This is a genomic window from Bergeyella cardium, assembly GCF_003614945.1.
Taxonomy (GTDB): Bacteria; Bacteroidota; Bacteroidia; order Flavobacteriales; family Weeksellaceae; genus Bergeyella_A; species Bergeyella_A cardium.
On record NZ_QYCZ01000001.1, the window covers coordinates 712,130 to 737,849 of the forward strand.

At 39.2% G+C, this 25,720-nt stretch carries 18 protein-coding genes and 1 pseudogene; 9 read left to right on the forward strand and 10 right to left on the reverse strand.

Going from position 1 to position 25,720, the window contains the following annotated elements:
* Nucleotides 1-2 precede the first annotated feature (2 nt).
* The 6 genes and pseudogenes from D8991_RS03215 to recQ all read right to left on the reverse strand — a co-directional run bounded on the left by D8991_RS03215 (nucleotide 3) and on the right by recQ (nucleotide 8,031).
* A pseudogene (locus D8991_RS03215) lies at nucleotides 3-1,468 on the reverse strand (MBOAT family O-acyltransferase).
* A gap of 6 nt (nucleotides 1,469-1,474) precedes the next feature.
* Nucleotides 1,475-2,401, reverse strand: a complete 927-nt coding sequence (locus D8991_RS03220; protein ID WP_120488749.1) for a glycosyltransferase family A protein — start codon at nucleotides 2,399-2,401, stop codon at nucleotides 1,475-1,477.
* Entirely contained in the window at nucleotides 2,401-3,546 is a 1,146-nt protein-coding gene (locus D8991_RS03225) for a glycosyltransferase (RefSeq protein WP_120488750.1), read from the reverse strand. Before D8991_RS03225 ends, D8991_RS03220 begins: the two co-directional genes overlap by 1 nt.
* A 14-nt stretch (nucleotides 3,547-3,560) precedes the next feature.
* A complete protein-coding gene (locus D8991_RS03230; protein ID WP_245957171.1) occupies nucleotides 3,561-4,580 on the reverse strand; it encodes a glycosyltransferase family 2 protein in 1,020 nt (339 codons plus the stop codon).
* 20 nt (nucleotides 4,581-4,600) lie between these two features.
* Complete coding sequence (locus D8991_RS03235; protein ID WP_120488751.1) at nucleotides 4,601-5,485, reverse strand: glycosyltransferase family 2 protein; 885 nt, start codon at nucleotides 5,483-5,485, stop codon at nucleotides 4,601-4,603.
* 341 nt (nucleotides 5,486-5,826) lie between these two features.
* Nucleotides 5,827-8,031: a DNA helicase RecQ gene (recQ, locus tag D8991_RS03240; RefSeq protein ID WP_120488752.1), complete on the reverse strand. Its 2,205-nt coding sequence runs from the start codon at nucleotides 8,029-8,031 to the stop codon at nucleotides 5,827-5,829.
* Between the two features lie 326 nt (nucleotides 8,032-8,357).
* Between recQ and D8991_RS03245 the strand changes: the two genes are divergently transcribed.
* The 5 genes from D8991_RS03245 to D8991_RS03265 all read left to right on the forward strand — a co-directional run bounded on the left by D8991_RS03245 (nucleotide 8,358) and on the right by D8991_RS03265 (nucleotide 14,976).
* Entirely contained in the window at nucleotides 8,358-9,671 is a 1,314-nt protein-coding gene (locus D8991_RS03245) for a M16 family metallopeptidase (protein WP_120488753.1), read from the forward strand.
* 12 nt (nucleotides 9,672-9,683) lie between these two features.
* Nucleotides 9,684-11,720, forward strand: a complete 2,037-nt coding sequence (locus tag D8991_RS03250) for a M16 family metallopeptidase (RefSeq protein WP_120488754.1) — start codon at nucleotides 9,684-9,686, stop codon at nucleotides 11,718-11,720.
* A gap of 97 nt (nucleotides 11,721-11,817) precedes the next feature.
* Nucleotides 11,818-12,165 carry a preprotein translocase subunit SecG gene (gene secG / locus D8991_RS03255; protein WP_120488755.1) on the forward strand — a complete coding sequence of 116 codons (348 nt, stop codon included), beginning with the start codon at nucleotides 11,818-11,820 and terminating at the stop codon, nucleotides 12,163-12,165.
* A 96-nt stretch (nucleotides 12,166-12,261) separates the two neighbouring features.
* Nucleotides 12,262-13,206, forward strand: a complete 945-nt coding sequence (gene trxB, locus D8991_RS03260) for a thioredoxin-disulfide reductase (RefSeq protein ID WP_120488756.1) — start codon at nucleotides 12,262-12,264, stop codon at nucleotides 13,204-13,206.
* Nucleotides 13,207-13,368: 162 nt separating this feature from the next.
* Entirely contained in the window at nucleotides 13,369-14,976 is a 1,608-nt protein-coding gene (locus D8991_RS03265) for a glycoside hydrolase family 10 protein (protein WP_120488757.1), read from the forward strand.
* Nucleotides 14,977-15,288: 312 nt separating this feature from the next.
* On the opposite strand, the gene gyrB is transcribed toward D8991_RS03265, so the two are convergent.
* Nucleotides 15,289-17,223: a DNA topoisomerase (ATP-hydrolyzing) subunit B gene (gyrB, locus tag D8991_RS03270; protein ID WP_120488758.1), complete on the reverse strand. Its 1,935-nt coding sequence runs from the start codon at nucleotides 17,221-17,223 to the stop codon at nucleotides 15,289-15,291.
* A gap of 130 nt (nucleotides 17,224-17,353) precedes the next feature.
* Between gyrB and D8991_RS03275 the strand changes: the two genes are divergently transcribed.
* Nucleotides 17,354-18,646, forward strand: coding sequence for a glycosyltransferase family protein (locus D8991_RS03275; RefSeq protein WP_120489680.1), 1,293 nt, complete (start codon nucleotides 17,354-17,356; stop codon nucleotides 18,644-18,646).
* 1 nt (nucleotide 18,647) lies between these two features.
* Here the strand turns inward: D8991_RS03275 and D8991_RS03280 are convergent, their stop codons facing one another.
* Together D8991_RS03280 and rsmG are read right to left on the reverse strand one after the other, a co-directional pair.
* Complete coding sequence (locus tag D8991_RS03280; RefSeq protein WP_120488759.1) at nucleotides 18,648-21,320, reverse strand: PD-(D/E)XK nuclease family protein; 2,673 nt, start codon at nucleotides 21,318-21,320, stop codon at nucleotides 18,648-18,650.
* 23 nt (nucleotides 21,321-21,343) lie between these two features.
* Nucleotides 21,344-21,979, reverse strand: a complete 636-nt coding sequence (gene rsmG / locus D8991_RS03285) for a 16S rRNA (guanine(527)-N(7))-methyltransferase RsmG (protein ID WP_120488760.1) — start codon at nucleotides 21,977-21,979, stop codon at nucleotides 21,344-21,346.
* Nucleotides 21,980-22,378: 399 nt separating this feature from the next.
* Here rsmG and D8991_RS03290 point away from each other — a divergent pair, with 399 nt between their 5' ends.
* Both D8991_RS03290 and D8991_RS03295 read left to right on the forward strand, forming a co-directional pair.
* Complete coding sequence (locus D8991_RS03290; RefSeq protein ID WP_120488761.1) at nucleotides 22,379-23,029, forward strand: metal-dependent transcriptional regulator; 651 nt, start codon at nucleotides 22,379-22,381, stop codon at nucleotides 23,027-23,029.
* 18 nt (nucleotides 23,030-23,047) lie between these two features.
* The gene (locus D8991_RS03295) at nucleotides 23,048-23,704 is read left to right on the forward strand and encodes a protein-L-isoaspartate(D-aspartate) O-methyltransferase (RefSeq protein ID WP_120488762.1); all 657 of its coding nucleotides are present in this window, start codon (nucleotides 23,048-23,050) and stop codon (nucleotides 23,702-23,704) included.
* Nucleotides 23,705-23,716: 12 nt separating this feature from the next.
* On the opposite strand, the gene murI is transcribed toward D8991_RS03295, so the two are convergent.
* Nucleotides 23,717-24,547, reverse strand: a complete 831-nt coding sequence (gene murI / locus D8991_RS03300) for a glutamate racemase (protein ID WP_120488763.1) — start codon at nucleotides 24,545-24,547, stop codon at nucleotides 23,717-23,719.
* A 136-nt stretch (nucleotides 24,548-24,683) separates the two neighbouring features.
* Between murI and D8991_RS03305 the strand changes: the two genes are divergently transcribed.
* Nucleotides 24,684-25,646 (forward strand): NAD-dependent epimerase/dehydratase family protein, encoded by a 963-nt coding sequence (locus tag D8991_RS03305; RefSeq protein WP_120488764.1) that lies wholly within the window; start codon nucleotides 24,684-24,686, stop codon nucleotides 25,644-25,646.
* Nucleotides 25,647-25,720 lie beyond the last annotated feature (74 nt).

Below are 25,720 nucleotides of genomic sequence, written 5' to 3' on the forward strand. Positions count from 1 at the left end.
GATTAGAATTGAAAATAAATAAATGGAGTTTCATTGGTTTGCATAAATAGTCCTATAAGTAGAATAATAAAAGCGTAAAAAGACCATCTAACTAATTGATAATTACCCCCCCTGCAATATTAGAATTCACAAATAATTTTTCTAAAGCGAAATTATCTTCTCTACCAATCCATTCTATAATGAGTAAAAAGCCAATAAGAATAATAGTCGCTAATGCTGCTTTATTAAGATTTGGAATGCTCATAATCGTTGGGTTAAGCATCCTTGAAATATAAGAAAATGCTTGTTCTACATTTTCAGCTCTAAAGAAAATCCAAGCAAAAGTAATGAGCCCAAAGGTAATACTGATATTCATTATATCTTTAAATGAGGGGAGTTTCCTTCCACTTGCAACGATGTCTAAGTTTGCTCTGTTGGTTTTGAAGATAATAGAAGGCATTATAAATAAAGCGTTTAAAGCTCCCCAGATGATGAAAGTCCAATTTGCTCCGTGCCAGAAACCACTTACTAAAAAGATGATAAAAGTATTTCGTATGCGCATTAGATTTCCTCCTCGGCTACCACCTAATGGGATATAGAGATAATCTCGAAACCATGTATTGAGTGAAATATGCCACCTTCTCCAAAACTCAGCAACATCTCTTGAAAAGTATGGGAAATTAAAGTTTTTCATTAAATCAAAACCAAAAAGACGAGAGGTTCCGATAGCAATATCTGAATATCCAGAAAAGTCCCCATAAATCTGAAAGGCAAAAAATACTGCTCCTAAGACAAGTTCGCTTCCTGAGGAGGTTTCATAGTTAGCAAAAATTTGATTAGCATAAATAGCACAATTATCCGCAATAACCATTTTTTTGAATAGCCCCCAAAGGATTTGGCGCATACCATCTACTGCAAGATTATAATTGAAATTTCGTTTCTTATAAAACTGAGGAAGTAGATGAGTTGCCCTCTCGATAGGACCAGCAACCAACTGAGGAAAAAAACTTACAAATACTGAAAAAGCTATAAAATCTTTGGTAGCTGTAAGATTTCTTCGATATACATCTATTGTATAACTTAGTGTTTGGAATGTATAAAAGCTAATGCCAACGGGAAGAAGAATGTTCAGTGTATGAATAGAGGGTTTCGTTCCGAAAAAGCTAAATGCTGTAATAAAGTTATCTATGAAGAAATTATAATATTTGAAGAATCCAAGAAATCCTAAATTCGTAATGATACTAATAGATAGTAGTAGTTTTCTTTTTTTCTGGCTATTTTCTTTCTCAATCCAATAAGCGATACAATAATCTTGTACAGTACTGAAAAGTATTAAAAACAAAAATCTCCAATCCCACCAGCCATAAAAAATATAACTTGTAATAACAATGAAGAGATTTTGCCATTTTAAACTCTTCTGGAAAACAAACCAATAAAGTATAAAAACAATGGGTAAAAATACCGCAAATTCTATAGAGTTAAAGAGCATATTGGACTATATTTTTGTCAAATCTTTATTTTTTAATTTAAATAGAATCACAAATGGAAGAATTAGTAAATAAAGTAGCTTAGATACTCCATTTTCTAATTGTGATAGACTTTTTTTTATTGTATTATTTTCAATATAACTTGAATAATAGATGTATTTAAACATGTTTTTAAATATAGGTATAGGATAGCTTAAAAGATATTTAGGAAGATAATATTTTATAAATATTCTATATTGCTCACTTAATCCAAAAGCATATTTAGGATTAAATTTTGTATTGCTAATAGAGTTTTGGTCAGTATCATTCAAATCATAAATGTAGACAATGTCATTGATAAACATTGTTTTATATTTAGAATCTATCTCTATATTCCAAAAATCAGGGAGATACCCTTTTCCTATATATTCTTCTTCTCTAAAAGATGAGGTTTTTATCATTTTTGTTTTAAACATTCCCATGTGGACACCTCTTATTTTGTATTTGTATTTCATAATAAATACATACTCTATAAAAGGATTTTCAGGAAATACATCTCCTAATTCTTTATTTGTGGAATATCCTACTCTACCTATAACAGAGGATATGTTATCATCATCTTTTATTATTTGCATATTATCATAAAGTATCTGAAGAGCATTTTGAGGCAAATAATCATCAGAATCTATCCTCATCAGATAAGGAGTTTTAATGAGCTTAAATCCTCTATGCATTGTAACAACTTTATGTACATTGGTATGATGGTGATATTCTATTTCTATTTCATTTTTTGAAATTAATTTTTTTACAACCTCCTCTGTATCATCAGTTGAACCATCATCCATTATCAACCATTTAAAGTTTTTAAAGGTCTGATTTTTTAAGGACTCATATACTCTGTGGAGCGTATGAGTACGATTGTAGGTTGGGGTAATTATGGTGATTTCTGGTTTCATTATTTTAATATAGATTTAAAAATATCAATTACCTGCTGATAAATTTTGTTTTCATTAAATCTTTCAGATGAATTTTTTGTTCCCTCTTTTATTTTATTCACCCATTCAGGCTGAGTAAGGAAATCTTTCATCGCATTATAAATTTCATCTTCATTAGGATTGATAAGAACTCCATTAATACCATTATCAATAATCTCTGGAATGCCTCCCACATTAGTAGAAATAATGGGCTTGTTTAGTAGTAGATTTTCTAAAATAACCATAGGGTAAGACTCTCTAAGCGATGGATGTATAAAGAAATCCGCCTCTTTGAAATAAGGATAAGGATTGGTCTTGTTCCCTAAAAGTAAGAATGTTTTTTCTACACCAAGTCGACTGATTTCTTCTGAGAGTTTATTCCTCTCTGGGCCATCACCTAAGATAGCGATATAATGCTGGTGTCCCTCTTGTATTAGGCGATGATGAGCTACTAAAAGCAGATCATAAGCCTTACTTTTAGTGAGCCGCCCTGCTCCGATAAAACAAGGGTGGGGGAGGACTGTATTAAACTCATTAGATTTCTTCTGAATGTCCTTAGTATTGACAGGATTATTCACTACAAAGCTGCTTTTGAACTCCGTATTATAGTATTTCTTTATGTTGTTTTTTGCAAAATCAGAAACCATAATACAAGCATCAAACTTCTTCATCAGAGCTATGATATGTAGAGTTATATTTTCATTTGCATGGGTGTTTTTTAAATCATTATGAAGCCAAGATATTTTTTTAGAATCTTTTACAGGACTGTTTGCAACCCATTGAAAAGTAGGAATATCAAAAGCTATTTCAATATTGGGTTTTCTGTGTAGTTTTCTGTAAAGCAGATTAGGAAACCTTTGATAAAAAGCCAATTTAATCCTTCTGATAACAAGCTGTAATTTCTGAATGTATTTATTTTTGGAAAGAAATTCTTTTCCATTTCCTATAAAATAGGTGCGGATATCTTTTGGGATTTCATTAATTAATTCTCCTTGATAAAGGCTCGTTATAAGTGATATTTCAAACTCCTCTCTCGGTAAATTGGCTAAATACTCCAAAAGGACTTTTTGAATTCCGCCGATTTCCATTGACCGAATATGAAAAACTAAATGTATTTTTCTATTCATTGCTAAATTTATTGTTAATCAACCTTGCAACCTTGTTTTCTATACTGTTCTTTAAACTGCTCTACCCAGTCTTTAAACGCCTCAATATTCATTTTATCCTTTATAAAATGGATGAAATAATCCATTGAAAAATCATTAGGGAAATTCTCCATAGCATCAAAATCACCATTGTACCAGGCTTCATTGATGATATGATTAAAAATATTTACATCAAAATCTGAGGAGTACTTATGATAGGAATTTGTGGCAGAAGACTGAAAGGTCGTCAGCATTGCTTCATTCTTTAATTGTGCCGTAAAGTTCGGATTTTCTTTTCCAAATCTATTGTAATAGACTGCTGCATTACGGAGCTGTTGCTTTTCATCTACTTTCCCCTTGGCATCTTTCCAGATATAGAGCCAGTATTCCTTTTTCCAAAGCCCCATTAAAATAGAATTCAGCGTCCAGTATCTCAGTTTGGTTTGGTTATCTACCTTTCCCAATTTGTATAAAATACTGAAAAATTTAAGCCTGTTATAAAAGAACCAATCCATTATTAAAGGATGAGAGAGGAATAAATCTTTGGGCTTAATAGCATTGATGGCGTGGTTAATCTCTTTCACTTCCTGCCATTGCTCGTCTTTACTACTCCCAAGCCAGCCTAATTTCAGTAGATTGATGTTATACTCCTGCACCTCTTTTGAGAGCTCATCGGTATTAATTTTTCTGCTAAACCATACATCATCTTCCGTCATTATAAAGTAGTCGGAGGCATTTTTTGCAGCATTATACCAAAGCTGGGTAGGGATTTGGAAGCCATTAATCTCTTTTCCACTTTCTAAATTTTCCTTTATTGCCTGTACTTTCTTTGAGTGATTTTCAGATTTAAAAATCTTAACGCTTGGATATTTCTCTTGGATTTTATCCAAGTATTTTTGAGGAGTACCATCATCCAAAATACTCACGCGATAATCTCCAGATACAAACGAATGAATACTGTTTAAGCATCTGTCGAGATAAAAAGGTCGGTTAAAAGACTTGATGAGGATGTCCATTATCACTAAATATTATATAATTAATTGCGAGAAGTACTAAATATTTTTTTTACGATGAGTTTAAGCCTCTCATAAAAAGATAATTCTTTTAAGTATTTATTTCTAATTATTTGAAAAATAAGGAGTGTCTTTAGATGGGCTTTAATATACTTCCTCTTATATTGAATCATATTTTTTCTAACGATATCATTTTCTTCAAAATCGTTTTCCAAGTGTTTATATAGGAGAAGTATATTTTCATAATTGTTTTTATTATGTTGCCATACTCCTACATTAAGCCTATACACGCCCATTTTTTCACTAAAGTATTTTATCTTTCCATACCTTGCTATCCACATCATAAGGGGGTAATCACCCATAGGGGCATCATAATACCAGTCTGGGAAATCAATCTTTATATTACGAAACACAGCAGATAGGGTGGGGAGTAAGTTTACTTGGCTAAGTTCCTCCAAAGTATATTCACTTTTGGAATTTAAATGATCATAATCCTCAGAAGTGAATGTATCTCCATCCAGGAATTTTACATTATGGCAACAAATAGCGAAGTCATTATTATTTTCTAAGAAATCTACTTGCTTTTGGAGTTTGTTTTCATCCGTCCAATAGTCATCACCCTCACAAAGGGCTATATATTTTCCTCTTGCTTGGCTCATAGCCCAAACGGAGTTCCTTATCATTCCCTTATTCTCCGTATGCCGAGTATATTTTACGGTGATATGTTCAGGCGCATTTTGTATTAATTCTCTGATGATTTTATCCGAATTATCGGGCGAGCAGTCATTCGCAATAATAAATTCTATCGGGAAGTTTGTCTTTTGGGAGAAGACTCCATTTATTGTCTCTCCGATGTATTTTTCGTGTCCGTAAGTAATCGTAACTACACTTACTAAGGGCTCTTTCATTCGTTACTAATTTTTATTTTCAAATAAATAGCCATCAGAATACTAAGTTTCTGTACTATCTTTCCGCATTTCAATATAGGGGGCAAAAATACACAAATATTATTACCTCGCACCGTAGCAGGTGAGCCTACTAGTATGGAGAGTTTTTACATCGTAGCTGGTGAGGCATTTTTATATGAAAGGCTGTCCGAGCACAAAAATATTATAGCCTCTTTTCCTTAGTTTAAGTAAGTATCAGCTGTACTATAGCATATCCTCCAAAAGGCAGTCGCCAATAGATTTTATCCATTGACGACTATTTTATTACCTATTGTTTAAACCCTAAAACCTATCGCTTCCTGCTAATTTGCTACATCACTAATAAATTTTATTCTTAGCATTCGGACTTCTTCATCGCTGAGGTCATCGCCGAATTCATCCAAGAGTACTTTCATAGAATCACTTTCGCTTTCGTGCATAAATTCCATAAACTCCTCTACTATATCTTCATCTATATTTGCACTGATGTAGTAGTCTATATTGAGCTTTGTGCCTTGGTATACGATACCTTCCATCTCTTTGAGAAGCTCATCCATTGTAAGGTTTTTTGCTTTGGCAATGTCTTCAAAGTCTAATTTTTTGTCTGTACTTTGGATGATGAATACCTTATGGCTGGATTTATTAGCCACTTGTTTAATCACCATATCCTGCATCCGCTCAATATTATTTGCCTCTACATATTTCGCAATAAATTCAGCGAATTCCTTACCGTATTTCCGTGCTTTCCCTTCGCCTACACCATATATTTTTGCAATTTCTTCTACGGTTATGGGATATTGAACCGTCATATCTTCAAGGCTTGGATCCATAAACACTGTGTATGGAGGAATGCCGAGTTTCTTGGCGATTTTCTTTCTTAATTCTTTCAGTTGGCTAAAAAGCACTTCATCTAAACCTCCACCCGATTGTACAGAAACACTATCCGATTCAGATTTCGCTTGCGAGAGATCAAAGGTACGATCTTCTGCGATGTAGAAAGGAGTATTGAGCTCTTTATTTAGGACAGCTCTACCTTTGTCAGTAAGGCTTAGTACTCCATAGGTTTCGATATCCTTTTGCAAGAATCCCTGTACTGTAGCTTGTCGTATAATGGTTTTCCAATAGTTTTCAGTTTCGTGTTTCCCAATACCAAAAAACCTGTGGTCTTCGAGTTTATAGGACTTGGTAACTGCGGATTCTTTACCTGTAATGATGTTGATGAGGTCTTTGGTTCTGAATTTTTCATCAAGTTTTTTGATGATTTCCAGTAGTATTTCAAAATCTTTGGTTGCATCTTTCATCGTTGGTGGGTTTATGGAATTATCATCCATTTTAGCACCATTGCCGTTTACAGGGTCAAATTCTTCACCGAAGTAGTAGAGAAGGTATTGTCTCCTGCTCATAGAGGTTTCTGCGTATCCTACCACTTCATTTAATAACTGAAGTCCAATCTCTCTTTCAGAGACAGGCTTTTGAGCGAGGAATTTTTCAAGTTTCTCAATATCTTTTGGGTCATAGAAAGCTACGCAATAGCCTTCACCGCCGTCTCTCCCCGCTCTTCCTGTTTCCTGGTAATAGCTTTCAAGAGATTTAGGAATGTCGTAATGGATTACAAATCGTACATCAGGCTTATCTATTCCCATCCCGAAAGCTATAGTTGCCACAATTACATCACATTCTTCCATTAGGAATTTGTCCTGATTGGCTACTCTTGTTTTTTGGTCAAGACCTGCGTGATAAGGCAGTGCATTAATACCATTTACTTGTAGCAATTGAGCGAATTCCTCCACCTTCTTACGGCTGAGGCAATATACAATTCCCGATTTTCCTTTGTTTTGATTGATAAACTTAATGATTTCCTTGTCTACATTTACTTTTGGGCGTATTTCATAGAAAAGGTTTGCTCGGTTGAAGCTATCTTTAAATACCGTTGCATTGTTCATTCCTAAGGTCTTTTGTATATCTTCCTGCACCTTAGGTGTTGCCGTTGCGGTTAGAGCTATTATAGGTACATCGGCTATTTTGTCTATGATGAGTTTCAGATTTCGGTATTCTGGTCGGAAATCGTGCCCCCATTCAGAGATACAGTGTGCTTCATCTATCGCGAAAAAGGAGATTTTTACCGTACGAAGAATTTCCAGATAGTCTTCTTTTATCAAACTCTCTGGAGCTACATAGAGCAACTTTGTTTTTCCGCTTTTAATATCTGAGAAAACCTGATTGGTCTGCTGTTTATTTAGAGAGGAGTTGAGCACATGAGCTGTTCCCTCTTCGGATGAAAGCCCATTCACTGCATCCACTTGGTTTTTCATCAGTGCAATAAGGGGAGAGACTACGATTGCCGTACCTTCTGAGATTAGTGCTGGTAGCTGATAGCAGAGCGACTTGCCCCCGCCTGTAGGCATTAAAACGAACACATCTTTATTGCTAAGAAGTGTCCTGATGATTTCTTCCTGCTGTCCCTTAAACTGGGAAAAGCCGAAATATTTTTTTAATTCTTTCAGTAAGTCAATTTTTGTTGTATCCATTTGGTAATATGCTATAATTGAGGCAGACCAAAAGTAACAATAAAAAACTATAAATGAAAATTTTTATTAAAAACTCTATTATTTTTATTGTATTACAATGATTGATAAAAACTATTTGCTTTAATAAATTAATGCAATGATGAGGCTTATTATACTTTATCTGCTTGATTTAATAATAAAAATCATTCTTTTAAGCTCTTTGCCTTATTTATGAGGATAAGTGTATTGGTTGCTTATAATATTTCTGAAAAAAACGCTCTTCATTGTAACAATTTAAGTACTTTTGCTACTCATCAATCGATTTTAATAAAAATAGTTTTCTAATAATGAAAAAAAGACTTTTATCAGTGGCAGCAGCAGTTCTTTTCGGGATGCTCGCTAATGCACAGCAAATCAAATTCGAGGAGTATGATTTGCCAAATGGGCTACATGTGATTCTTCATCAGGATAATTCCGCTCCTGTCGTTACTACTTCTGTAATGTACCATGTGGGTGCAAAAGACGAAATAGAGGGCAGAACGGGCTTTGCACACTTCTTTGAGCATTTGCTCTTTGAGGGAACTCAAAACATTAAGAGAGGCGATTGGTTTAAGATCGTTTCTGCTAATGGAGGCTCAAATAATGCCAATACTACAGGCGATAGAACCTATTACTACGAGGTTTTCCCATCGAATAACGAGCAGCTTGGGCTCTGGATGGAAGCCGAGCGGATGAGAAATCCTATCATCAACCAAATCGGTGTAGATACCCAAAGAGAAGTAGTAAAAGAGGAAAAGAGATTGAGAATGGACAACCAACCGTATGGTAATTTTATGACGGCGCTTCTCAAAACAGTATTTAAAAAACACCCGTATAAAGGTACGGTAATCGGCTCTATGGAAGACCTTAATGCTGCTACATTAGATGAGTTTAAAAACTTCTTCAAGAAGTACTATGTGCCTAATAATGCCGTGCTTGTAGTGGCGGGAGACATTAAGCCAGAGCAAACCAAAAACTGGATTAATCAATACTACGGCTCCATCCCAAGAGGAGCAGCTATCACCAGAAACTTCGCGAAGGAAACTCCCATTACCACCGCTTATGAGGAGACTTATTATGATAAGAATATCCAAATCCCAGCTTATATCTTCGCTTACAGAACACCGGGCTATAAAGACAGAGACGCCTATGCGCTTGATATGCTCAGCACTTATTTGAGCGATGGTAAATCCTCCGTGCTCTATAAAAAATTAGTAGATAAGGAGAAAAAAGCATTAGAAATCGGTGCTTTTAACCTTGGTATGGAAGATTACAGCATCTTTGCTTGCCTTGCCCTTCCGATGGGAGAAACCTCTAAGGCTACTTTGCAGAACGATATAGATGCAGAGATAAGGAAAGTACAAACCGAGCTCATCTCCGAAGAAGATTATCAGAAACTCTTAAACCAAATGGAGAATAATTTTGTCAATTCCAATACTTCGGTAGAGAGCATTGCGCACTCGTTGGCAGACAGATATATGCTAAAAGGGAATACAGACATCATCAACAAGGAAATAGAAATCTACCGCTCCATTACAAGAGAGGAGCTAAGAGAGGTTGCTAAAAAGTATTTGAACAGCAACCAAAGAGCAATCATCAACTATCTACCAGAAAAAAAATAAACCGCAACAGAAATGAAAAACATAAAATACATAGCAGCCGCTTTCCTCATCTCTGGAATGCTCTCTGCACAGAATATAGACATCAATGCAATGCCGAAACCAGCCGCTACACCGGTCATCAACATTGCAAAACCAAAGACTTTCCAACTGAAAAACGGGCTTACCGTCCTCGTTGTAGAAAACCACAAGCTCCCAAGGGTAAATATTGAGCTTACCATCGATAGACCACCTTTATACGAAGGCGAGATAGCAGGTGTAGGTGGGATTTTATCCAGCCAGCTGGGTACTGGGACAACTAGCCTTAGCAAAGATGAATATAACAAGAAAGTAGACTTCTATGGAGCAAAAATAGGATTTGGTGAATCTGGCGCTGTTGCCAATACCCTTTCAAAATACTCCAAGCAAGTCATTAGCCTAATGGCAGATGCTATCGCAAACCCTAAATTCTCAGTAGAAGAGGTAAATAAATCTAAGGAGAGAGCCATTGAGGGATTAAGATCTGAAGAAAAGAGTGCAGAAGCCATTGCCAGAAGAGTTCAAAGGGCTTTAACTTATGGTAAAAACACCCCTCGTGGGGAGTTTGAAACAGAGGAGAGCATCAATAAAATCCAGCTAAAAGATGTTCAGGATTTTTATGAGAAATATTACACACCAAACAATGCTTACCTCGTTATCGTAGGTGATGTAAAAACCGATGATATCAAGAATCTCATAAAAAAAGAATTTGGAAAGTGGAAGAAATCAAAAGCTAAATTCACTGCTTTAGAACTTGCTCAAAATGTAGCAACTGAAGTCAATATCGTGGATGTTCCTACGGCGGTTCAATCCGTTATCTATATTGGGAATATCTCTACCCTCAAGAAGAAAGACCCTCAGTATTTCAGCGGAGTGCTTGCCAACTACATCCTTGGAGGTGGTGGGGAAGCAAGGCTCTTTATGAACCTCCGTGAGAAAAACGGATTCACTTATGGTGCGTATTCTAATCTCTCCACAGGTAAATACAGCCCAAAATTCACAGCAAATGCTAGTGTGAGAAATGAGGTTACTGATAAAGCAGTTCAAGAATTTATGAACGAATTAAAAGGAATTTCCACCATCAAATTAGACGAGTTAGAAAACGCAAAAGCCAAACTAAAAGGTCAGTTTATTATGTCTCTGGAGAAGCCAGAAACGATTGCAGAATTTGCTCTGAGTGAGAAATTAGAAAACCTCCCAGAAGGTTTTTATAATAACTATCTCAAATCTATTGATAAAGTAACGATTGCCGATACAGAAAACGCTGCAAAAGCTAACATCCTTCCTAACCAAAGCCGAATTTTCATTGCAGGAAAGGCGAGTGAGATTGCAGACAGTGTAGAGAAACTCGGCTACCCAGTAAAATACTTTGATGCCTATGCAAACCCAACCCAAAAGCCAGCAACTAAGAAAATTGATGCTAATGTAACCGTAGAATCCATAGCACAGAAGTTCATAAGTGCTACTGGAAGTAAAGCCGCAATAGAAAAAGTGAAATACCTTACTACTAATGCTTCGGGAACGGTACAGGGAATGGCACTTGAGCTCTCCACTATCAAAGGGAAGAAAGGGGAATTCCTTATGGAGATAAAAATGATGGGTAATACCGTAAAAAAAATAGTGTTTAATGGTAAAGACGGCTATATCGTAGCGCAGGGAAATAAAATCCCAATGCCAGAAGAAGCAAAAACTGAGATGAAAGCAGAGGCAGGGCTCTTCCCAGAGGCAAATTTTACCAAAGATAAAGTAGAACTTAAAGGCATTGAAACTATTAATGGTGAAGATGCCTATGCACTCAAGCAGGGGAGTACTACTTATTATTATAGCGTAAAGTCTGGGCTTATATTAGGCGAATTGAAACTACAAAAAGCCAATGGGCAGGAGATGAGCATTCCGACTTATTATTCCGACTATAAGGAAGTACAGGGTCTGAAGCTTCCATTCAAGATTACCCAGAATATCAATGGTATGGAGATGATCTTTAATGTAAATTCCTACGAAATCAATAAGGCGACAGAAGCCACTTTTAAGTAAACATTCATTCGAATAGGGCTACCTCTTGGGGTAGCTCTATTTTATTTGTCCATTAAATAAAAAAGGGCTACATTTGCCCACTAAATTTAGAAAACTAATGAGTACAATATTTACATTGCTAATGGTGTTAATCGTCATAGCAGCCGTTTTATTAATCATTATCATTTTAGCTCAAAACCCTAAGGGAGGAGGGCTTTCTGGTACTTTTGGAGGTGCTTCCTCCGCTCAGTTTGGGGTACAGAGAACCAATGACTTTATGGAGAAAGCTACTTGGACTTTGGGCATCACCATCGTAGTGCTGATTATCCTCAGTGTAGTACTCACAGCGAATCCTACGCCTTCTACATCGGTAGCTCCAGCGCAAAGGGAAGCGAGCACTCCCGCTAAGAAAGATACTTCTGCTCCTGCTACCACTCCTGCACAGGATTCAGACGCTACAAAATAAGAAAACAGATACAAATTAATCACTGTGGAGATACTCTATGGTGATTTTATTTTTAATCACAGGCTGAGACTTTAGGCCAAATAAATTTCAGATATTATGGAAAAGAATATTTTAGATTGCGTTATTATCGGCTCTGGCCCTTCGGGTTACACAGCAGCTATCTATGCTGCAAGGGCAGATTTAAAGCCAGAATTATACACAGGATTACAAGCAGGCGGGCAGCTGACCACCACTACTGAAGTAGATAACTTCCCTGGTTATCCAGACGGGGTTACAGGTACCCAGCTGATGATGGATTTGCAGAAACAAGCCGAACGATTTGATACAAAAGTACATTTTGAGACCATTACTAAGGCAGAATTTGCCACTCAAAAGGGTAGAGTTCATACGCTTTGGGCAGGTGATAAGGAGATTTTAGCCCGTACCGTTATCATTTCCACTGGAGCTTCTGCCAAGTATTTGGGACTCGATGATGAGCAGAAATATGCGGGTGGGGGAGTCTCTGCTTGTGCTACTTGCGACGGATTTTTCTACAAAGGGAGAGAGGTCATCGTAGTAGGAGGGGGGGATACCGCTGCCGAAGAAGCTACTTATCTTGCTAAACTCTGCTCAAAGGTTACTCTGCTCGTGAGAAAGGGTGAGTTTAGGGCTTCAAAAGCAATGGTACACCGAGTGATGAATACCGAAAATATAGAAGTGAAATTCCACCACGAGCTCATCGGGATTGAGGGGGAAAACAACTTGGTAGAGCGTGCGGTAGTTATTAATAATCAAACGAAGGAGACTGCCAAAATAGAGGTTCACGGTATTTTTATCGCCATTGGTCATAAGCCGAATACGGATATTTTCAAAGGTCAGATAAATTTGGATGAGAACGGCTATATCCTCACAGAAAAAGGCAGTTCGCATACCAACATACCTGGCGTATTTGCCGCTGGTGATGTAAAAGATCCTGTCTACAGGCAGGCGATAACCGCAGCGGGCAGTGGCTGTATGGCAGCAATAGATGCCGAGCGGTATTTAGCAGAATTGGAAGGATAGACTAAACTCTACTTTTAAAAAGAAAAGGATTATTTTATTAAAAACAGTGGCGAGTGCTAATACTTATCACTGTTTTTTTTGTTATTTAAAGCTTTTGATTGCAGTTTAGAGTTTTAGATTTCATCATTAACCCCTATTTTTGGGGCTTTAAATCAAGAACAGATGAAATTAAAGTATTTTCCTCTACTTATTCTGCTCGCATTCGTCATTAATGCTTGTGGTAGCCAAAAAAGGAAAACCGTAAAAAGATCCATAAAGACAACAAAAACAGTAGCAAAAGCAAAGAAAACGCCTGCAAAACCTGAGCAACAGCCACATCAGAAGCCTCAGCCCCCAGTGAAAAAGGAAGATGCCTTGCGCGTACAGCTCCCAGAGGTAAAAAGGGAGTTCCGAGCAGCGTGGGTGGCGTCGGTAGCGAATATCAACTGGCCGTCTAAGAAAAATCTTAGTGTGCAGGAGCAAAAAAATGAGGCTCTTTTTATATTGGAACTCCTCAAAAATCATCATTTCAATGCGGTGATTTTCCAGGTAAGACCTTCAGCAGATGCCCTCTACAAAAGTGATTTGGAGCCTTGGTCCTACTTCTTGACAGGGGAGGTGGGCAGAGCTCCAGAACCTTATTACGACCCATTGGAATTCTGGATAGAGGAAGCTCATAAGCTCGGAATGGAGCTTCATATCTGGCTAAATCCGTATCGAGCACATCACTCCAATGGTGGGAAAATCACCCCAAAATCTATGGTCAATACAACCGATGCAAATGTCGTTCGCCTAAAGAATGGGATGTATTGGTTTGACCCTTCCGACCCTAAAACCCAGAATCATACCTCCGCAGTGGTAAGAGACCTTGTCCAAAGGTATGATATAGATGCGGTACATTTTGATGATTATTTCTATCCTTATTCCTCCTATAATAATGGCGCGGACTTCCCCGATCAGCGAACTTGGAATGAGTACATAGCCAAAGGTGGTCAGCTCTCAAAAGCCGATTGGAGACGGGAGAATGTAAATAAGTTTGTGGAGCGAATCTATAAGGAAATCAAGGCAGAAAAACCCTATGTGAAGTTTGGTATCAGCCCTTTCGGAATTTGGAAACCTGGCTATCCAGCGTCGGCAAAAGGGCTTTCTCAATACGATGAACTCTATGCCGATGCAAAGCTCTGGCTTAATAAAGGCTGGGTAGATTACTTCTCTCCGCAGCTCTACTGGGCGATAGACTCCAAAGGGCAGAGTTTTAGGGAGCTCCTCCTCTGGTGGAAAGCAGAAAACACCCATAAGAGACACCTCTGGCCAGGTCTCAATACTGTTGAAATTAAGGCTTCTCATCGCCCTACTGAGATTGCCAATCAGATACGCCTCACCAGAGAAATTCTGGGCGATGATGCAGGGGCACTGCATTGGAGCGTTGCAGGGCTCATTAAAAAGTATGATATGCTCTCCACACTTGCCAAAGATTCCTACAAAGAGGAGGCTCTCGCCCCAAAATCCCCTTGGATAAAGTCCGAAAAAGCACCTCGACCAGAGCTTAATTATACTCTAAACCCACAAAGCGTAACGATAAACTGGAAAACTTCTCAACCTGCAAAAGTCTTTAAGTGGGTGCTCTACCTTAAATATGGCGACAGCTGGGAAACGATGATTTTAAACCAATCTGAGACTTCAAAAGCAGTAGAACGGGTGAAAAATTCTAAACTCCTGAGTGTAATTGCCCTGCAATCCGTTGATCGCCTCTCCAATGAAAGCGATTATACAGCGCTAAAAGTACAATAACCCTATTTGAATAGACTTTAAAATCAAATATAAATACACTTCCAAAAGTGCAAAATTTTACCTTTGTAAGTTGTTGATTTCCAAAACTCACAGAGGAGATAAAAAAAGCAGTCAGTTTTTAGAAAAACTGACTGCGATTTTTCGGAAACTGACTGCGATTTTTCGGAAACTGACTGTGATTTTTCAGAAACTGACTGCGTTTTTAAAAAATGCGACTTTTAATTAGCTGCTGGCAACTGGCTTTTAGCTAATAGCTATGGGGATAAGTTAAGTACTCCCCACGCTAGTGGGTAATAGCCTGCCGTGCTACGGCTAAGCATCTATTCGGGCGTATTTAGCATTTTGTTCTATAAACTCTCGTCTTGGAGGTACTTCATCGCCCATTAGCATAGAGAAGATGCGATCGGCTTCGCCAGCATTTTCTATGGTTACCTGTTTTAGGATTCTGTTTTCAGGGTTTAGGGTAGTTTCCCAAAGCTGCTCGGGATCCATCTCACCGAGACCTTTGTATCGCTGTACTTCTACGCCTCTGCCGTCTGCTGAGAGCTCGAGGGTTCTCTCTTTTCTCTCTTGGTCATTCCACGCATAGACTTTTTTATTTCCTCTTTTGAGGAGGTAGAGCGGTGGAGAGGCGATATAGACATAGCCGTTCTCTATCAGCTCCTTCATATATCGGAAGAAGAAGGTGAGGATAAGGGTAGAGATGTGTGAGCCATCTACATCGGCATCGGTCATAATCACGATTTTGTGATATCTGAGTTTTGATAGGTTGAGGGCTTTGCTGTCTTCCTCCGTTCCTACACTTACACCGAGAGCGGTATAGATATTTTTAATCTCATCGTTATCATACACTTTGTGGAGCATAGATTTTTCTACATTGAGAATTTTACCTTTGAGGGGGAGGATTGCTTGGAAGTGTCTGTCTCGTCCTTGTTTTGCAGAGCCCCCTGCGGAGTCTCCCTCCACGAGGAATATTTCGGATTCTGCCGGGTCTTTTGATGAGCAGTCAGCGAGTTTTCCAGGTAAGCCACTGCCTCCCATTGGAGATTTGCGCTGTACCATTTCCCTCGCTTTCTTGGCTGCCTGTCTTGCCTTAGCGGCGAGTACTACTTTCTGAACGATGAGTTTAGCTTCGTTAGGGTTTTCTTCAAGGAAGTTGGTCAGCATCTCGCCTACGATTTTATCTACGGCTCCAGACACTTCGGAGTTTCCGAGTTTGGTTTTGGTTTGACCTTCAAACTGAGGCTCCATTACCTTTACGGAAATAATGGCAGTAAGCCCCTCACGGAAGTCATCACCTGTAATTTCTACTTTCTCCTTTTGAGGGAGACCGAGCTCATCGGCATATTTCTTTAAAGTTCTGGTAAGTGCCCTTCTGAAACCTGCGAGGTGTGTCCCACCCTCGTGAGTATTGATGTTATTTACATAAGAGTGAAGGTTTTCGTTGAATGAAGTATTATACCTCATCGCTACCTCTACAGGGATGTTATCTCTTTCGCCTTCCATAAAGACTACATTCTGCATAATGCCTTCCCTGTTGCCATCTATATATTCTACAAACTCTTTAAGCCCGCCTTCGGAGAAGAAAACCTCGGTTTTAAAGTTGCCTTGCTCATCTTTTTCTCTCTCATCGGTGAGGGTAATGGTAATCCCTTTATTAAGGAAAGAAAGCTCACGAAGTCTGTTCGCCAAAGTATCATAGTTATATACCAGCTCGCTGAAGATGGTATCATCTGGCTGGAAGAACTGCTCTGTACCTTTTTTATCACTGGTACCGATTTCTTCCACTTGGGTTACCGCTCTCCCTTTTTGGTATTTCTGCTGATAGACTTTGCCGTCTCTATATACAGTGGTAACCATATCGGTAGAGAGGGCATTCACACAGGAAACCCCCACTCCGTGTAGCCCCCCAGAGACTTTATAGGAGTCTTTATCAAACTTACCTCCTGCGCCTATTTTCGTCATTACAACTTCGAGGGCAGATTTCTGTTCTTTCTCGTGGAAATCCACAGGGATACCCCTACCGTTATCGGATACAGAGATGGCATTCCCCTGATGTATGGTTACTTTAATCGTATCACAATAGCCTGCTAATGCTTCATCTATGGAGTTATCTACCACTTCATAAACGAGGTGGTGCAATCCTCTTGTACCTACATCTCCAATGTACATAGACGGTCTTAGACGCACATGCTCTATTCCCTCAAGGGACTGAATACTACTGGCTGTATATTGTTTCTCGCTCATATTATAATTAATGTTAAATTAAAAATTAAAAGGCTTGTCTAAGCCCTGATTCATCTCCAAAAAGATTGACAAATATGGTGATTTTTTTTGGTATATGAAAGTATTAAAAACTAAATTTGTGGCTACTAAAATGAGTACTCCAACAAAGAAAATTCTGATTATAACTTACTATTGGCCTCCCGCTGGCGGACCAGGAGTTCAGAGATGGTTGAAGTTTGCAAAATATCTCCCCAATTTTGGTTATTCCCCGATTATTTATACTCCAGAGAATCCGAGCTATCCTCTTTTGGATGAAAGCCTCATAGATGATATTCCCAAAGGAATTAAAGTTGTGAAACGAAAGATTTGGGAGCCTTATCATATCGCTGAAAAGCTCAGTAAAAAGAATAAGAAATATAAAGGTGGACAGTTTGATATAGGTAAAAATCAAAGCTGGAAATCCAGGCTCTCTATCTGGATTCGTGGGAATTTCTTTATCCCAGATGCACGGGTATTTTGGGTGAAGCCTTCGGTTAAATACCTGAAAAAGTATATTCGTGAAGAGGGAATAGATACCGTAATTACTACAGGTCCTCCGCATTCTATGCACCTTATCGGTCTTAGACTGAAAGAAAATCAACCTCATCTGAAATGGATTGCTGACTTCCGAGACCCGTGGACGGAAATATCCTATTATAAACATCTGAAACTCTCCAGATATGCTGATAAAAAACATAAACGATTAGAACTTGCAGTATTTAGAAAAGCGGATTTAACCCTCGCTACAAGCTATACCGATGCACAGCATTTTAGTGAAAAGGGAGCAAGAGCCATATGTATAACCAATGGTTTTGATGAAGAACAAACCACTGATTTACAAAAAGGAGAGAAGTTTTGCTTGAGTTATGTAGGTGTATTGGAACAGCTGAGAAATCCAGAAGTGCTCTGGGAGGCATTGGCAGAATTAGCAGCATCTAATGAGGATTTCAAACGAGATTTCCTGATGAAATTTGTAGGGAGAGTAGATGAAAAAATCTCAGCTCAAATAGAAAATACGATATTAAAAGATAATGTCTTGTACTTGGGCTACCAAAGCCATAGCATAGCGGTAGGTGAGATGATGGGCTCAGATGTGCTACTCCTTACCAACTTCCCAGAGGAGGCTTCCAGAGGAATTATACCAGGTAAAATCTTTGAATATATAGCTACAGGAAATAAGGTCATATCCTTTGGGGTGAAAGATGCTGATGTCTCCACGATTTTAAAAGAGACTTCCACAGGAGAGCACTTTTTGTATGATGAAAAAGACAGGGTAAAAGATTATATCCTCTCATTATATCGCCTTTGGAAAGATGGGAACCTCCTCAGAAATACCAATACTATCAGCCAGTTTTCAAGGGAGAGGCTTACTCAAAAATTAGTAGAGACGATAGAAAGTTTATAGCTTACCACTTCTGTTTTTCAGTTTCTATGAAAGGAATTTCAGGATTTAAAATCTCATTTATCAGCGTTCGGATGGATATCATTGCCGTATCCAAATCCCCATCTTGAAAACTCAAAGGATGCACTCCCTTACCTACTTCCGCGAAGCTCCATATCCCTGCTTGGGCGGGTTGCCCAGAAAATTCCGATTGGCGGAGGTAGTAAAGATAAACACATAGCTGTATCGTTTGCTTGTATTTATCCTCCATCAGTAGGGTTTCTCTATTGTCTTTAAAGGTAATATTCAGGTTTTGGGGCTTCGCGGTTTTGTAATCAATGAGGCGAATGCTCCCATTAAGCCTGTCGAGCCTATCAATAAATCCAAAGAAACTAATGCTATCTCCCTCATCATTAATAGGAAAATTTATATTCTCTATCCGTGTCTCTATATCTATAATTTCTAATGAATTCCCCGCCTCTACAAGGGAGAGGTCATAATGAATAACTTTCTTTATCACCTTTTGAGCAAGGGATTTATGGATATAATTCATCCCTTTTTGATAATACTCTGGCTGGTGTTTCAGCTCTTGTGTAATCGTATGCTCCAAAGCCTCCTCAGTTTTTGCCAGCATTGCTTCCAAATCTTGTGTAGAGAGCAGCTTCCCGACAATGGGCTTGTACAGATATTCAAGGGATTTATGGATGATGTTTCCATAATTTCTTTGGGAGAGTTCCTCCTCAATCTCGGCAGTTTCTCTGGTTTTTAATACATAGTTAAGGTAAAACTGTACGGGGTCGTAGAGGTAAGAGGTGAGATGAGTCGGCGAAACCTTGCTCTTCCACGCTTCTAAAGTCTCTAATACCTTAGCCGTTTTCTCTATACGAATGGGCTTTTCGATAATGGGGGCCGACTGATTTTCTATAATCACCTCCTCTATTTCGTGAGGGCTTTCCAGCTCAATCTGAGTAATAAATCTACTTTTTTCTCCAGTATTAATTCCTGAGCTCAAACCGTTGTAGAGCAGGAATACCCGCTCCGAATCCTGCAAAAGCCGATAGAAATGATAAGCATAGATACTGTCATTTTCAAGAAAAGTATGCATACCGAATTTCTTTCTGATATCATACGGGATATAAGTATTCTGAGTATTTCCCAGTGGGAGTTTGCCTTCATTTACTGAGAGGAGAATGATGTTTTTAAAGTTCAGCAACCGTGTTTCAAGTAGCCCCATTATTTGCAGTCCGCCCAGAGGCTCGCCTTGGAAGTCCAGTGACTCATTAGCAATCACTTGATTGATGAGCACCTCTAATGATTCTGTCCGTATTTCAAAATGATAATCATCTATCAGGTTTCTGATGATTTTAAAGGATTTTTCAAAGTGAGAGATGTTTTCAAAGACGATATCATCCGTAATATTAAACTTCAGCTGGAAGCAGAAATTCGAGAGTTTATCGAGCAAATCTTTAGCATTCTCCGTCTTTTCAAAGAGGCTGAAATAGGACAATCCCGAGAGACTCTCCCTGAGTTTAGCTTCGGAGATATAGACCATATTCTTCTCTTTCAGTTCGCGGATGAAGCGGTCAGCCGTATCTTTATCGGCATCGGTGCTGGGCAAATTTTCCAAAACCGAGACTATATCATTATAATAGTAGCTTTTTGGGTTTTTAGCTAGCTGTTTCTGGATGTAGAAAATCTGCCTTATCGCATTGCTAAACTCAAGGTTTTTTAATGGAAAACCCATCGTGATATTTATCCTCTCAATACTGCTAAGCGAGTCTAAGGTTGCGGGCAGCAAGTTCTCATCCAATAGTATGAGTGCCGTTTGGTCTTTATCTTCTATCTCATTGAATATAAGGGGCAGGGCTTTTGTCTGGCTGATGTTCCCTGGCGCTTCATAGACTTTGATTTTTTTCTGTTTGATGAAGTCATTTTCTACCCAGCGGAAGGGGCGATAGTCATTAAATTCTTTCCATTGCTTATGCCTGCGGAGGAAGGCTCCAGCCTCCTGTTTTTCATCATTCATATAGTAGTCATCGGCTTGGAAGAAGCAAAGGGCTTTGTCTTCTCTAAGCAGAGATTTCACCAAAAGCTCCTCTACGGGAGTAAAGGCATTAAAGCCGATAAACACAAATCTTTTGGCGGTTTTTTCTGCAAAACTGCTGATGTTTTGGGTTGCCAATTGGTGAATCATCCCAGAGGTGGCGAGGTTTTCTTTCAGTAGTGCCTGCTTCAGTTTGGGGAGGAATTGGTTCATTTTCTTCCAAAAGTTCAGGTTTTTCCTCCGTGCGGTATCATCGCCCAGGCTTTCTCCCCAGTTTTTTATCCGCTCTTCATCCAGCATATACTCCAAAACTTTAGTGTCGTTTGGGGCGAATTTCATTATATCGTCCCAGTCTTTCAGCAGTGTAGGAAACCATTTGATAAAGGCGTCAAACGGCTCTTCCTCTATCTTTTTTCGGTAGATTTCATAGGCGAAAAGCCAAAGTGGGAGGTTGGGAATAAGTGTTTTGCCCGAGATTTCCTCAATCATCTCCTCTATCGTTTGGAAGTTTGGCAGTATCCCTTCATATCCTTGTTCGGTGAGTATCTTTTTGATGAATATTGCGGGTCTTTTGCCTGGGAGGATAAAGCTGTGGTTAGACAGCTCTTGGCTCGTGCTGAGGACTTCGGAGATGAGTTTGTTTAGAAATTTCATTGGGTGAGAATTGATGATGAGGATTACGAATTAAAGTTTCCTTTGGAGAGATAGACTACCTTTTTGGTCTCGAAAAAATCTTCAGAAAAGTAGTTTTTCAGCGGGAAGATTTCGCATTTTAAGCCTGCGAGCTCCTCCGCCAGGTCGCCTCCTTTCAGGTAGAGAACCCCGTTGTGCTTAGGGTTCAGCTGCTCTTTTTCAAACTTCCCTTTTAGCCATCTGAGAAATTCTGGCATTTGGGTTACGGCACGGCTTACGATGAAGTGGAATTTCTCTTTTAGCTTTTCAGCCCTCCCGTGCAGGGCGGTTAGGTTCTCGAGTCCGATGGCTTCCGCTACGCCTTCCACTACTTTGATTTTCTTGCCGATGGAATCGATGAGGGTGAACTGCACCTCTGGGAAGAGTATCGCGAGCGGAATGCCCGGGAAGCCCCCTCCTGTGCCTACATCCAGCACTTTGGTTCCCGCCGAGAATGCCATCACTTTGGCAATCCCCAGAGAGTGGAGAATGTGCCTTTCATAAAGGAATTCGGTGTCTTTTCGGGAGATAACATTGATTTTCTCATTCCAATCGAGGTAGAGCGCGCCGAGCTTCTCAAACTGCTCCTTTTGCCTTTCCGATATTTCAGGGAAGTATTTTAGAATTAAGTCCGTATTCATAAGCTGAAATTGCCACAAAAATAGAGATTTCAAGACAGCCTCCCAAACGGAAAACCTCCGCCTCTCCACCTTCCCTCTCCGTCAGATTTTTAATGATTTTTCAGCCTTGTCTTTATCGTTGTTAATGAGCAGTTTATCTATTCATCTGCATCAACCTTAAAAAACATCCGCATCTTTTGTTCAATTCTTCCCAGTGTTTTGGTTAATTCTTCCCAGTGTTTTAGTTAATTCTTCCCAGTGTTTTTGGTAAAACATCCGCATCTTTTCTATGGAAGTTTAGCGTCTTTTAATAAACGACTCATTATCTATCGTTTAAAGATTAATGATAAAGAGTGAATTTAGCCCTATTCTCCCTGATGTTAGAAGCCGCTACTCCACTCTTTTTTATATATTTGTCGAATGATAACACTGTCCGAAGAAAATTATTTAAAAGCGATATTCCACCTTGCCAATGAGAAAAATCAAGTGGGAATCAATGAAATCAGCAAGTTTCTGAACATAAAAATGCCGAGCGTTAATAATATGATGAAGAAATTTGCCGAGCGCAAATGGGTGATTTATGAGAGCTATAAACCGCTCATCGTTACGGCTGTTGGGATGAAAGAAGCCGCATTGGTCGTGCGAAAGCATCGCCTCACCGAGATGTTTCTCGCCGAGAAAATGGGCTTCGGATGGGAGCAAGTGCACGAAATCGCAGAGCAAATCGAGCATATAGACTCCGATATTTTCTTTGATAAAATAGATGAGCTCCTCAACTACCCCAAGATAGACCCCCACGGCTCGCCCATACCCGATAAGGAAGGGAATACGATAACCCACCACTATCGCAAGCTCAGCGAATGCAAAGTGGGCGAGAAAGTAATCTTTAAAGCACTGATGGATTCCTCAAAAGAGTTCCTTAACTACCTCAACCAGAAAGGGATTTCTCTCGGTACCGAAATAGAAATCCTCCACAGAGAAGACTTTGATAAGAGCCTCACCGTAGCTTATCTCGATAGGAAGGAGGTGCTGAGCCCTATTGTAACCCATAAACTTTTGGTGGAATTGTAATCAACTTTTAACTAAAAAATGGAGGACAAACGAGATACTTATCTGCAAAAAGGCAAGCGCAGAATATTGGTAGAATACCTTAGGGACAGTGTGGGTATTACCGATGAAGCCGTGCTCCACGCAATCAATACCGTACCGAGACACCTCTTTATAGAGAGTATTTTTGAGGATTATGCGTATGAAGACCGTGCCTTCCCGATAGCTTCTGGGCAAACGATTTCGCACCCCTCTACCGTTGCTGAGCAAACCGAACTCCTCCAAATAGCACCAGGTGATAAAATCCTTGAAATCGGTACAGGCTGTGGCTATCAAACTGCCGTACTAATGACCCTGAAAGCCAAAGTATACACCATAGAGAGACAAAAAGAACTCTACGACTTTTCTAAAAAAATGTTTAAGAAGCTTCGGCTCTTCCCCCTCTTCCAAAGCTTTGGAGATGGCTTTGAGGGATTGCCCTCCTCCGCTCCCTTTGATAAAATCATCGTAACCTGTGGTGCAGAAGTATTGCCCAAACCACTGCTGAGACAACTGAACATCGGTGGGAAGCTCGTAATCCCCATCGCGCAAGGTTCGGAGCATATCCTTTACCGATTTACGAAAATAGAAGAAGACCGTTTTGAGAGAGAGGAATTTGGGCTCTATAAATTCGTCCCAATGCTTAAAGATACCAACTAAAACAGTCCTTTCTTAGAGGACTTTTAACTCTAAGTCTATCGCTTTTCCAAAGAATTTTTTGGAGATTTTCTCAAAGTTTTTCGTGATATCTGAGAGGTAGAAATGATAGTTCGGATTCGGATTATTCGTATTGAGCAGATGATGCTTGTCCATTATCATTTTAAGCTGGCTCGCAACGATATTGGGAGAGTCTATTACCCGTACCCTGTTGCCATAGTATTGCTTTATTTCCTCTATGAGGAGCGGATAGTGCGTACAACCCAAAATAAGGGTTTCTATGTTCTTCAGCCTATGGTTGCTCAGGTAATTGTATATAATCGCGTGGGTGATGGGATGGTTTTTAAAGCCCTCTTCTATCGCAGGGACGAGGAGAGGAGTTGCCAGTTCATCTACTTTAATGAATTTATTGTGTTTTCTAATGGATTTCTTATAAAGCCCAGAACTTACCGTAGCTTTCGTAGCGATTACACCTATATTATTATGAATTTCATAAGCGACTTTCTCAGCTACGGGGTTGATGACATCAATGATGGGTACTGCTCCACTGACCAAATGCTGTACTTCCTTTAAAGCATTTGCAGTGGCGGTATTGCAGGCTATTACGATTGCCTTGCAGTTATTTTTCAATAAAAAATCAGTGATTTTGGTGGAGTATTCTATAATCGCCTCCTTAGATTTATCGCCATAAGGCAAGTGTTTGGTATCTCCGAAATAGATGAGGTTTTCATTGGGCAAAAGCCTTTTTATCTCTTTTGCTACGGTAAGTCCGCCCACGCCAGAATCAAAGATTCCGATAGGTTGCTCAGGTTTGAGGTGGGAATAATCAGCTGTTTTCTTTTTCAATGGGAGAATGAATTTGCTCGCAAAAATAATTAAAATTGAAAAAATATGGATTTAAAACTAAGATTTCATCATTGGCTAAGCCAGAATTATTGCTTAGTGTGGATGAATTTCATTACATTTGGGCAAATTATACAATATGAAAAACTCAACGGAAAGAATACTTATTACAGGTGCTTTAGGGCAAATCGGTACAGAACTCACGGCAAAATTAGTAGAAATCCACGGGAAGGAAAATGTAATAGCATCGGGGCTGGACAGGTGGGATAAGACCCTTACCCAAGCGGGCTATTACGAGAGGATGGATGTAACCAATACGCAGCTCGTACGCCAAATTATACAAGAGTATGAAATCACCACGGTTTATCACCTTGCTTCTTTGCTTTCGGGGACATCGGAGAGGCAACCGCTCTTCGCGTGGCGACTGAATGTAGAGCCATTGCTCAACTTTTTGGAAATGGCTAAGGAAGGATTAATCCAAAAAATCTTTTGGCCGAGCTCAATCGCGGTGTTTGGAAAAGGGATTCCTAAGCATAGTGTAGGTCAGGAAGTGGTTCTAAACCCCACAACCGTCTATGGAATTTCTAAAATGGCAGGCGAAAAATGGTGCGAATATTACCACGAAAAATACGGCGTAGATATAAGGAGCATTCGCTACCCAGGCTTGATTTCTTGGAAAACCCCAGCAGGTGGAGGTACTACCGACTATGCCGTAGAAATATTCTACGAAGCCATAGAAGAGGGGAAATACAAGAGCTTCATCACAGAAAATACGGCAATGCCAATGCTCTATATGGACGATGCCATAGATGCTACCCTGCAACTGATGCAAGCCCCAAAAGAGAGTATTAGCGTACGCTCTTCTTATAACCTCGGAGGGATGAGCTTTACCCCAAAAGAGCTCGCAGACGAAATAAAAAAACATATTCCAGATTTTGAAGTGAGCTATGAGCCCGACTTCCGACAGGCAATTGCAGACTCTTGGCCTGCTTCAATAGATGATTCCGTAGCCAAAGCCGACTGGGGCCTCAACTATAAATTTGGTATCCAAGAAATGACCGAGGATATGATTAAAAACCTTAGAATAAAATTAAGGCAGTAAGCTGTAGGCAGCCACAGCGTGGCAAGCACTTTTTTTCATTTTCTTTGACCCGAAGTTCATTTTCCTTGACCCTG